This is a genomic window from Paenisporosarcina sp. P4_D4 (assembly GCF_056401835.1).
Window position 1 is genome coordinate 1 of sequence record NZ_JBFUIO010000253.1, and the last position, 1846, is coordinate 1846.

3 protein-coding genes are annotated in these 1846 nt (G+C 31.3%); 1 reads left to right on the top strand and 2 read right to left on the bottom strand.

Going from position 1 to position 1846, the window contains the following annotated elements:
- Together AC1DSL_RS17770 and AC1DSL_RS17775 are read right to left on the bottom strand one after the other, a co-directional pair.
- Nucleotides 1-181 (bottom strand): hypothetical protein (locus AC1DSL_RS17770; protein WP_477533253.1); only part of this gene is annotated, 181 nt, incomplete at its 3' end.
- A 161-nt stretch (nt 182-342) separates the two neighbouring features.
- Nucleotides 343-1011, bottom strand: coding sequence for a hypothetical protein (locus AC1DSL_RS17775; protein WP_477533254.1), 669 nt, complete (start codon nt 1009-1011; stop codon nt 343-345).
- 204 nt (nt 1012-1215) lie between these two features.
- Between AC1DSL_RS17775 and AC1DSL_RS17780 the strand changes: the two genes are divergently transcribed.
- The gene (locus AC1DSL_RS17780; RefSeq protein ID WP_477533255.1) at nt 1216-1824 is read left to right on the top strand and encodes a hypothetical protein; all 609 of its coding nucleotides are present in this window, start codon (nt 1216-1218) and stop codon (nt 1822-1824) included.
- Nucleotides 1825-1846 lie beyond the last annotated feature (22 nt).

Genomic DNA, 1846 nt, shown 5'->3' on the forward strand with positions numbered 1-1846 from the left:
GCTTAGTAGTTGAATGAGGCATGCTGCTCAGGAGGTTGCTGCTTCTCTTTTCAACTTGTTCAATGGAAAGTTCTTGATTATTAATTAAAAATGCATCGTCTGCATTTAAACTGTTAACTTGAGGCGAAAGTGTATTAATAATAATTTCATGATCATTTACGTAGATAAATTCCTCATTCATCTTGTCCCCTCCTTGAAACCCTTTGGAACTTCATTCGACAATATGTAATGGAAAACCTTCATTCATTTCATTTTAAACATAGAACAAGCGACCGAGAAATCATTCGGCCGCTAATAATTTTTTTATTTAAATACTGCTGAATTGAAACGGTTCAATCATCTTCAATTCGTATATAATTTTTTTAGCTGTTCCAATCTTTGTTTTATATTCATCGTGCGGATTCTTTTTAATGGGTTGTGGCGTTGCCCCTTTGAAACGAGATACACCCATGCAATTAAAGAAACGGTACCAATTAAATAACCAAGAAAAACCAATGTCGCTTTCAACATTATCCAATAGCCCGTCTTCCAATTTACCTCGATTAAAGTTTTTCCTGTATATCCTTCAATCACCTGTGGACCGAATGTAAACATGGCTAAGAATGCACCGGCTAAAACTAATATGAAGCTCCAAATCTTATACGGCTTATACCAGCCAATCCCTAGCATCAGCACAGAAAGACCCAACGATAGTAATCCGTAACCGCGAAATGACTCCAAAAAAGGATTCAGGACATACGACAAGACCAGCACAAACATAATAAAGAGAACTGGAATTGACATAACTGCTGTATATCCGAAAACTTCGAAGATTGATCGAATGAAACTGTTGTGTTCAATGTTATCAATTTCCTGTACTCGATCTCGTTTCTTCGAATTAAAGATTTTCTTTGTTTTCATTTTCCGGTAATATTCCACTGTTTGATTAAATCGCTCAGTTAAATTAAGGTTTTTCACTCCACTTATAAATGACCGTATAAAATGCTGAGAATATTTTTTTGCAAAGTTCATGGTAAAACCTCCATCATTTTACAATTAATATCTCTAGTCTACGATTCAAGGTGCTTGTTTTATACCTAGTATTATCATTAAAGTAAGCTCTTCTAGAAAACAAAATTAATTTCTCAGCCGATATGACAAAAAAGCTCGTAGAAAATTAAAAATAACTGTCCACCTCATATATAATAATAATTATTTGAATTGGAGGAAATTTTCATGAAAATAGACCCTAGAATTATTAATTTTTTAAAAAAAGAAGAAGCGCAAAAAGCCTTATGGAAGGTGGGGGTAGAAGTTTTTCCTGATGTGGTCAAAGGGATTCCCTCTTTTGCAAAAGGTAGTGCTAGTAAGGTGAAAAATACCATTATTTTAGGAAAGGATAAAGTAAATGAAGGTTATGAAGCTTTAAATCATGAAAAATTATTTTATAAAAAAATTAAAGATAAAGTTATTCCCTTTCCTTCAAATTACACCAGAGTTGATTTAAAAAATTTTTCGAGTCAATCTTCTATCTATTTAAAGCAAAAAAATATTAAACCAGAGAAAAAAACCTTACAAAAGAAATTTGATGAGTATCATACACTACATAGTTTACTCGATGAAACAATTCAAAATAAAGATTATGAAGAGTATATTAAGATTTATATAGGTAAAATTGAGGGTAACTATTTTATTGAAAGTGAAACCTTAAAGAACGATTTTATTAGTGTAAAACATGATTATAGGAAAGTTATCAGTTTCCTTTATAATGTTATTGATGGAAAAAAGAGTGAAATGGATATTATGAAAGAATTATCAAAAGAAAAACCTGTAACTAACATTTAAATTATGCATATCTATATATGAA

What these genes read in the sequence shown, in the direction of transcription:
- AC1DSL_RS17775 (WP_477533254.1), bottom strand. Translation starts at nt 1,011, where the DNA reads ATGAACTTTGCAAAAAAATATTCTCAGCATTTTATACGGTCATTTATA.
- AC1DSL_RS17780 (WP_477533255.1), top strand. Translation starts at nt 1,216, where the DNA reads ATGAAAATAGACCCTAGAATTATTAATTTTTTAAAAAAAGAAGAAGCG.